Consider the following 8483-nt stretch of genomic DNA (forward strand, 5'->3'; position numbering starts at 1 on the left):
GAATCAGTCAGAGGGTGCTATCCATCCCCACCGTCTGTACGGTGGGGAATTCCGCACCTTACGTTAAAGCTGGAAGTCTCTTGGGAAGTGGGCCAGAATCGAGTTAAGGGATCCCGAGCTGGGTGCAGTTACGGCGCAGCATTCCCGGAAAATCCCGGCAAGCTGTTAGCTTCGGAGGTTGTGCGCCAATGGTAAGGTTGTTCTCATCTCTCTTTAAGAGGACTTCTAACCCCTGGGCTGGGATCCCGGCTGCCGAGTTGGACGCTCCTGAGCCTGCCGCTGGCGGTGGGGAGAGGCAGGCTTGTCCTTTTGCTGCCCAACGGGAACGGATGGTGAGGGAGCAAATCTTGCAGCGGGGGATCCGCGATCCGCGGGTGCTGGAAGCAATGCGCAAGGTGCCGCGTCACCTTTTTGTTCCCCCGGAGCTGCGGGATCGCGCCTACAAGGATTGCCCGCTGCCCATTGGCTACGGCCAGACGATCTCTCAGCCTTACATCGTTGCCTTCATGACCGAGGCGGCCTGCCTCACACCCGAATCGGTGGTGCTGGAGATCGGCACCGGATCCGGCTACCAGGCGGCCATTTTGGCCGAGCTGGCCCGACAGGTGTATAGCCTGGAGCGTTTGTCTCCCTTGGCCGCCCGTGCCCAGCAAACCCTTGCTGCCTTAGGCTACCGCAACGTGGAGGTGCGCCAGGGAGATGGCTATCAAGGTTGGCCGGAACACGCCCCCTACGACGCCATCGTGGTCACAGCAGCCCCCCCAACCCTGCCGACGCTGCTGCTGGATCAACTGGCGGTGGGGGGCAGGTTGGTAGTGCCGGTGGGCGAAAGCCAGGGATCCCAATCCTTGCTGATCCTCCACAAAACCCCGGAAGGGGTGGTGCAAAAGGGCGCTTTCCCGGTGCAATTTGTGCCCATGGTCTAGGGCAGGGGATCCTCAGGAGGCGGCCCAGAGCTGGGCGCGAATTTGTAGCGCCAACTGAGGGCGGTCGGTGATTAGCCCCTGCACCGGCAGCTCCTCCACAGGCGGGCGCAAACAGAAGGCCATGATCTCCGGGTCGTTCACCGTCCAGACGTAGAGCGGGATCCTGGCCTGGGCCGCCGCTGCCAAAAACGGCAAGTTCAGCCAAGAGTAGTGGGGGGCGAGAAAGTCGGCCCCCAGCTCGCGGCAATAGGCCAAGGGGGATCCCTTCTCTTCCTCCGACTGCGCCTCCACCAACAGGCCAACCTGGAAAGGGGGAGCGGAACTGCCGCGGCGCAAAAGCTCTCTCAGCCGCCCTACCACCTGGGGCAAAAAGGAGGTGAGCACGCAGGCATCCGGGGACAGTTGCTTGCCAATCAAGGCAAGGACTTGTTCTTCATAGCCGGCCTCCTTCAGCTCGAGGTCGAGGGCAATTTTGCCTCCAACCTGAAGCAGCACCTCCTCTAAGGTGGGAATCGTGGGCTTGCGGGCGCGGATCTCGGCCCAGGTGAGCGCCGCCAACGGCTGCCCCTCCAGCTCGGCATCGTGAAAAATCAGCGGGATCCCGTCGCGGCTGCGGCGCACATCCAGCTCAATCCCGTCGGCCCCGCCTTCGATGGCCGCCGCAAAAGCGGCCAGGGTATTCTCCTCAGCGTGGGTGTGGTCCCCACGATGGGCGACAATCCGGGTGGGAAAGCGATAGGCTGGAGAAGTTGAAACAATCTCTGTAGCCATGGACGCAGCCGAAATTGCCGCCTTAAAAGAGCGTATCAAGCGCATTCGTGAGCGCCGGCCAGCTTTGGTCAAGCTTTTGGAAAAGCCAGACCTGGGCAGCTTGCGGGTCGATGTCAATCAAGCCCTCGAGGAAATCGACGAGCTGCTGCAAGAGTTCGAGCAGACCTTTGGCCCACAGGACTAGCCGGCCTGGGTAAGCTCTTGCAATTGGGCCAAAACCTCGGCACTGTGCCGATAGGGGTTGACAATTGGGTCGATGGCCCGCAGGATCCCGTCGGGGTCGATCAAAAAAGTGTTGCGCAGAGCCATCTCCCCCATCCAGGAGCCGTAGGCGCGGCTAACGGTGCCCTCAGGATCCGAAAGCAAAGGAAATTGCAGCCCCTCTGCTGTGCAAAACCGCCGGTGGGAGTCCACCGAGTCGGCGCTTACGCCCACAATTTGTGCCCCCAGAGCCTGAAACTTGGGCAGATCCTGCTGAAAGCGGCGGGCCTCGATCGTGCAGCCGGAAGTGAAGTCGCGGGGATAGAAGTAGAGCACCACCCACTCGCCGCGAAAATCCGCCAGCCGCCGCACCTGGCCCGACTGATCCGGCAGCTCAAACTCCGGCGCCGGCGCCCCGATCTCCGGCAGGGGAGTGGTGCCCCACTGGGCCAAGGCGGACTGGACACCTCCAAAGCTCACCAGCAAAACCGCAAACAACCCTGCCAGGCCCAGCCAGCGCCCGATCCTGGCCACTTTTTTGACAATCACGGCAACATCTCTCCAGATCCCTAACTCTAGTTTACATAACTTCACAGCAGCCACTTGCAGAGCAAAAGCTGGGGTGGGATCCCCAGCCACCGCCAAAGTTGAGAGGTGCGCTGGATGGGAGTGTAGCGCAGTTGGGCGTAGAGCTGCCGGGCGGGCAGATTGTCTTCCACCACGTGCAGATACAACTGGCGATAGCCCCAACCTTGCACCACGCCTTCGGCGCTGAGCAAAAGCTGCCGCGCGATCCCGCGCCGCCGCCAAGCGGGCAACACCGCCAAGTTGGAAAGATAGGGATACTTGCCATGGGCCATGGCCCGCAAGGAGATCTCAGCAGTGGCCACCACCTCGGATCCCACCGCCGCCGCCAGGCAGCAGTAGTGCGGATCCCTGGCCGCCAGCTTGAGGCACAAATCTTGGCGGATGCCCAGCTTGTGAATCGGGTAAAGCCAGCGCTGCAGACCCAAAGGCGGATAAAACACCTGGGCGAGAACCTCCGCCACGGGATCCAGATCACCCAGTGTGACGGGATAGACCACGAGGGAGGGCAACACAGAGGAAAACAGGGCGCTCAAGCATCTGTTGCAAGCGTCCTTGCTATTTTCGCAGAGAAGCTGCACGCAACTCGCAACCAACAAGAAGTGGCGGCAGCCCCAGCGGCACCGCCACTGAACCAGTAAAACCTAAGTGGGGGAAACTACCCACCCTGATGCAGGTCACCTGCACCCAAACTTCGCTATCTCTTCACTTGTTGGAGCTTCTATTCGATTGTTCCGAGCTCACCCTCCTCCTTTTGATGAGTTCAACTGCTCAATCGACGAGGAAAGTGGAACAGCTACCTGACGAACCCACTTTTGAAGCTCTGCTCCCGAGTGTTGAAGCGCCAAAACCTGACCCGCTCTCGCACTGTGCCCTACAGCTCACCCGCATAGCGAGCTGAGCCTTTGACGCGATAGACATCATCGGTAATGGGCTGGTAACCTACTTCAATCAGATCAGACTTGGCAGGCGTGAACACGCGGATAACTGCTCTAGCAATTTTCGAGAGAAAGGCAAGCATAAAAACCTCCTCCAAGCGAGAGTGAAACTATGAACTGGGCGAACCCAAAATTGCTAAAGCCCGCAGCCCTTGACCTCCTGAGCAGAGTCGTGATTCGCCAGAGTCTGCAGGGGGGAGCACCTGAACCCAACCGAGCATCGGTTTTCCACCTCTTCCCTGATCCTAAACGGAGACTCGAAATAGCAGGCCAGCACCTCCTCAACCGGTAAAACCGCTTGCCATCTTGCCATCTCACCAGAGGTAAACGACCTCTTATCGTTGCAGCGGCTAACCTCAACAGACCCGACCGCTATTTGATCTAGCTCCCATGTCCCTTCCTTGGAGGAAAACCTGTCGTAGGTGCCAGGTGCCCCGCTGGGCAAGACAACCACTTGCTATAGAAACCTGCCGGCGCAACGGATCGGAAGTTCGTATGAGATTGGATCAAAACGTTGACCGACAGGGAGCTTTGAGCTTGAGCAGATTGCAGGCTGGTGTCTCGCCTTTGAGATGAAGCTGAGATATTATCCTCCTTGCTTGAATCACCACATCTCTAATCTAGCTTGGGTCAAATCCCTCTACAATGGCTGGCAACTGTTCTTAACAGTCTAGGTCATTTCTTTAATCGTCCTTCCCATATTTCTTCAACATAGGTCTCCAGTAGATCTTGCAGTCGGATCCTCTGCCTTTTTCCAGAAGCAAGGTCTACTTTTTAGAAACTTTTCAGAAAGCAGGGGGGCTGGATCCCCAGCTCAGCCGAGGATTTAACCGAGGCCACTCGACCCGGCTTCAGTGGGCCTCCCACTTCAGAAGGGTGTCGGGGAGAACTTCAATTCCGGGGCCGAGAGCGCAGGATTAGCAGGGAAAAGTAGGGGGGGCGATAGTCGGCCAATTCTTCTAGGGTGGGGAAGAGAACTTGCTGCGGCCAACCGGCCCAAACCACCAAGCTGGCTTGCTGCAGCCAACCTCTTGCCGCCAACCACTGCCAAACCTGAGGATAGACAGGGGCCACTTTCATCAGCACGACCACGTCTGCCCAGGCACAGGCCGCCTCCAGCTCCGCCAGGGCAAAAAGAGCGGGTAGGATCGCCAATTTCTCGGAGCCGAGCGCCAAAGGGGATCCGAGAGCGGCGGCGGCAGCCAGGGGAGAGCACACCCCCGGTATGGCCTGGATGGGCAAGTCAGGGATCCGCTGCTGCAGGGCCTGGGCCAGGTAGGCAAAGGTGCTGTAGAGGCCCACATCTCCTTCACACACAAAGGCCACATCCTCACCCCGTTCTAGAAGCGGAGCCAGCTGCTCGGCAGCCGCTTGCCAGGCCGCCTGCAGAAGCTCAACTTGGGTAACAAAGGGCAGATGCAACGGCAATAGGGTTTGTTCCGGTCGCAGCCAGGGGCGCACGATTTGATAGGCTAAACCCGGCTGGCCGATGGCGTTCTGAGGGCAGGCCACCCAGCGGACGGCGCCGAGGATGCGGGCTGCTTTGAGGGTCAGCCACTCGGGATCCCCGGCTCCAGCACTGATCCCCCAAAAAGTTCCCAGGCCCATGTATCAGGTGGTTTCTGGATTGCCCGTGCCTTCCTCCCTCAGGCGATCCAAGGCTTCCTGCAGAGAGTTGCGCAAGGACAAAAACTTTTCTAGCCGTACCAGTTTCACGGTTTGGGTGACGCGGGGGTTGCTCACCACCTGAAAGATACCTCCACGGCTCTGTGCCAGCTTGGCCAATTGCACCAGGGCACCGACGCCGGAGCTATCGATGAAGTCGATCCCCGTCAAATCCAGGATAAGGTTGGGGGATCCCTCTTCTAAGTATTTGGTGACCACCTTAACAAAGACCGGCTCAGAAAAGGCATCCAGAAGGCCCGTCAGGTAAAAGACCTGGCAGTTTTGCAGCGCTTCGTGGCTGCCGCGCAAGCTGACCGTCAGAGACAGAGGTTCCGGAATGGCTTTTCTCCTTTTGTCTATCTCGACAGAAGATGGAGGCCCGATCTCGGGCGTGGAGATAGCTTAGCATCCCTGCGGGCGAGACGGTATTTTTCCGCGGGCAGGGGATTGCGGCTGGGGGCAGGGATCTCTTCTCTCTGTCCCCTCGTGGCAGGCCGGGAGTCCTTGGGTAGGATGGGGGCAGCTTCCCCTATTCAGAGGAGGCCGGCCTGCGGGCCAAACAGGGCTTCTCAACTGGGGTGGTTCGGATCCCTGAGGGTGGGTGTTGGGCGAAGATCAGCGCGAGAAAGAGCAACGATTTCCCCTCTCCTCCAAGACCTGGATTGGGGTGGGGGCGGGGCTGGGTTTGGGCTTGACGGCTGCTGCCTTGGGCGCCGCCTGGGGAATCGGGGCGTATCTTCAAAATCAGGTGCTGCCCCAGGTAGAAGAAACCCTCTCGCAGGCGATGCGCCGGCGGGTGGAATTGGGGGAGGTAAGGTTTGTGGCCCCTTGGCAGGTGAGGCTGGGAGAAAGCCACATCGAACATTTGGCCAGCATCGGCTCTATCGACCTCAGCCCCGACTTTTGGACCTGGCTACAAACAGGCGAGTGGGTGCTCAACATTACCCTGAACCGGCCCCAGTTGCTGCTGATGGAAACGCTGGATCGCGGCTGGGCAGATGTGCAGTTTCAACTTCCAGAAGGGGAGGGATCCCTGCCCTTGCAGGGGCTGAACATCCGTTTGCAGGGGGGATCCCTGACGGCCATCCCTTTGGTGGGGGAGCGGCGCCAGTTTGAGCGGCTGCAGGGCCAGGTGCAGGTGTGGCTGAGTGCCCCGCCTGGGGAGGAAGCAGGGGGGCGGGCCAGTTTCCAGCTCTCGGCGCGGCTGCGCCCTCTGGCAGGGGAAGGAGGGTACCCCTTGCAGCTCTGGGGGGTGGCGGATTTTGCCCAGGCTTCTGGCTCGGTGACGGTTGCCGCCCAGCGCCTGCCTTTGGAGCTACTGCCCAGCATCTTGCCGGCAGCGCCCTGGACTGAGGTGGAGGGGGAGGCTGGTCTGGCTCTGCAAGTCCTCTGGGGAAGAAATCGCCCTTTGGAGTTGACGGGGCAAGCCCAGGTTCAGCAGGCGCGGCTGGGGTTGGAGAGGTTGCCGCATCCTTTTGAAGAGGTGAAGGGCTCTGTTCGCTTTACCCTAGAGGAGCTGGATCTGCAGGGGGTGAGCGGTCGCTTTGGCCAGCTCTCTTTCGGGGATCTCAACGGCTCCATTGCCTTCGGCGACAGCGAGGGGTTCAATCTGCAAGCTGTCATGGCTCCAGCCAGTTGGCAGCAAATCCAGGAGACTTTCAACTTTGAGCTGCCGGTGGCGGCGGCAGGGGTGGTGGCGGGATCCCTGGCGGTTACTGGGCCGCTCAAGGGGCCGCAGATCCAAGGGCAGTTGCAAGGGATCTCGCCGGGGCAGGTGGATCGCCTGGCGGTGCCGGAATATGCTTTTGGCTTCCGCTGGGCCGACCAGACCTTGGCCTTTGAGGAAATTGACCTGAAGGCCGCCGGCGGACGCATCCAGGGATCCGGACAACTGCAATGGGCTGCCGGCTTGGCGGGCCAGTTCAATTTGCAGGTCAGCGGGGCCGACGTGGAGCAGGTGCTGGCCCTCTACGACCTCAACCTGCCGCGGCGGGGCGAGCTGCCCTGGGCGGGGCCGGTAAGTGCTCAGGTACAGGTGGCGCTGACGGGATCCCGGCCCCAGGTGGAGGCCACCTGGGAAACCCAAGGGGGAGAGATTGCCGGCAGAGGACAGCTTCAGATCTTGCCCGAGGCGGGGGGCTGGGCGGTGGAGGTGCCGCAGGCCGTGTTGGAGCTGGGCGGGGGCCGGGCCCAGGTGGCGGGAAGGTGGGCGGCAGGGCAACTCCAGGCGCGGCTGGCTCCCCAGGATCTGCCGCTGGCCTTTTTTAACCCCCAGTGGCCGGGATCCCTCTCCGGGGAGCTGATGGCGCAGATGAACACGGCGGAGGCGGCGGAGGTGGGTTTCCTGGCGGCGTTGCGAGCGCAAGGGTCGCTAGCCCTGTCCCAGCCTTTGGGAGAGAGGGGATGGCCATGGGTTGACGGCATCCGCGGCCAGGTAGCTTGGGAAGGATCTGACCTGCGTATCCAGCAGGCAGAGATCTTGGCCGGCACCACCCGCTTGGCCAGGCTAGAGGGACGGATCCCCGTAGACCCGCAGACGCTGCAGGTGGGATCCCTGGATCTGAACTTTGCCGCTGACGGGATCCCCCTGGCAGAAGTACCCGGCCTGCCGCCGAGGGTGGCAGGAGTGCTGCAGGGATCCGGGCAGCTCCGCGGCTCCCTGGAGGAGTTACAGGTGACGGGGGAGGCCCAGTTGCGCGGCTTGCAGGTGGGGGAGGTAGCCTTTGCCGACTTGGCTGGGCCCTTTAGCTGGTCTAGCCAGGGGACGACGGTGGAGCTAGCGGGGACGCGGGAGCGGCTGGCGCTGCAGTTGGATCCCCAGTTTCGGCCCTTGCAGTTCGAGCTGCGGCGGGGCGAGGCGGAAGTGCGCGGCCAACGACAGCGAGATGAGCTGCAGGTGGTGGCGAACCGCTTGCCACTAGCTTGGCTGGGGGGGGTGGCTGCTGGAGCATGGGCCGGCTTGCAGGGAACCCTCGATGGGGAGGTGGCGCTTGACCTGGCCAGTGGCGCTGCTCAAGGTCAAGCTGCGGTCGAGGGGCTGCGACTGGGCAATCTCGAGGTGCAGGGCCTTGCAGTGGATTTCGCTTACCACCCTGGAGACGACTCTCGCCCCGCTCGTCTGACCCTTGCCCAAGCCCAACTGGAGCTGTTCCAGAGCCTCTACACCGCCAGCGGTACTTTAGAGCTGCCGGCGACCTCTCTGGATCCCACCTCGGCGGCTCCCGTTCCCCAAATTGACCTGCAGATCAGCACCCGCCAGGGTCGCCTGGAAGATATCATTTCTACTTTCAAGTGGCGGAAGTGGAGCGATATCACCAGCCGCGGTTTTCGGCTGCCACCTTTGGGCCCTGCCGCGGTGCTGCGGACGGATCCGGTTGGTCTGCCCAACCATCCCCTC

General features: G+C 61.4%; 8 protein-coding genes and 1 pseudogene. 3 read left to right on the forward strand and 6 right to left on the reverse strand.

What is annotated here, in order from left to right; all coding sequences use genetic code 11:
- Window positions 1–329 precede the first annotated feature (329 nt).
- A complete protein-coding gene (locus NW835_RS01685; RefSeq protein ID WP_414366043.1) occupies window positions 330–926 on the forward strand; it encodes a protein-L-isoaspartate(D-aspartate) O-methyltransferase in 597 nt (198 codons plus the stop codon).
- A 12-nt stretch (window positions 927–938) separates the two neighbouring features.
- Here the strand turns inward: NW835_RS01685 and NW835_RS01690 are convergent, their stop codons facing one another.
- Window positions 939–1697 (reverse strand): glycerophosphodiester phosphodiesterase, encoded by a 759-nt coding sequence (locus NW835_RS01690; RefSeq protein WP_414414351.1) that lies wholly within the window; start codon window positions 1695–1697, stop codon window positions 939–941.
- On the opposite strand from NW835_RS01690, the gene NW835_RS01695 reads away from it, so the two are divergent.
- Window positions 1696–1881 carry a hypothetical protein gene (locus NW835_RS01695; protein ID WP_414366040.1) on the forward strand — a complete coding sequence of 62 codons (186 nt, stop codon included), beginning with the start codon at window positions 1696–1698 and terminating at the stop codon, window positions 1879–1881. The two genes, NW835_RS01690 and NW835_RS01695, sit on opposite strands and share 2 nt — an antisense overlap.
- Here the strand turns inward: NW835_RS01695 and NW835_RS01700 are convergent.
- The 5 genes from NW835_RS01700 to NW835_RS01720 form a co-directional block, all read right to left on the reverse strand.
- The gene (locus NW835_RS01700; RefSeq protein ID WP_414378542.1) at window positions 1878–2447 is read right to left on the reverse strand and encodes a peroxiredoxin; all 570 of its coding nucleotides are present in this window, start codon (window positions 2445–2447) and stop codon (window positions 1878–1880) included. The two genes, NW835_RS01695 and NW835_RS01700, sit on opposite strands and share 4 nt — an antisense overlap.
- Window positions 2448–2488: 41 nt before the next feature.
- On the reverse strand, window positions 2489–3019 hold the full coding sequence (locus tag NW835_RS01705; RefSeq protein ID WP_414366037.1) for a GNAT family N-acetyltransferase: 531 nt from the start codon (window positions 3017–3019) through the stop codon (window positions 2489–2491).
- A gap of 338 nt (window positions 3020–3357) precedes the next feature.
- Window positions 3358–3504: a hypothetical protein gene (locus tag NW835_RS01710; RefSeq protein WP_414366036.1), complete on the reverse strand. Its 147-nt coding sequence runs from the start codon at window positions 3502–3504 to the stop codon at window positions 3358–3360.
- A gap of 808 nt (window positions 3505–4312) precedes the next feature.
- Window positions 4313–5029 (reverse strand): precorrin-2 C(20)-methyltransferase, encoded by a 717-nt coding sequence (locus NW835_RS01715; RefSeq protein WP_414414352.1) that lies wholly within the window; start codon window positions 5027–5029, stop codon window positions 4313–4315.
- A gap of 3 nt (window positions 5030–5032) precedes the next feature.
- A complete protein-coding gene (locus tag NW835_RS01720) occupies window positions 5033–5395 on the reverse strand; it encodes an STAS domain-containing protein (RefSeq protein ID WP_414366034.1) in 363 nt (120 codons plus the stop codon).
- A gap of 295 nt (window positions 5396–5690) precedes the next feature.
- On the opposite strand from NW835_RS01720, the pseudogene NW835_RS01725 reads away from it, so the two are divergent.
- A pseudogene (locus NW835_RS01725) lies at window positions 5691–8483 on the forward strand (translocation/assembly module TamB); the annotation flags it as partial.

It is taken from the genome of Synechococcus sp. OH2, assembly GCF_047462155.1.
GTDB lineage: Bacteria > Cyanobacteriota > Cyanobacteriia > Thermostichales > Thermostichaceae > Thermostichus.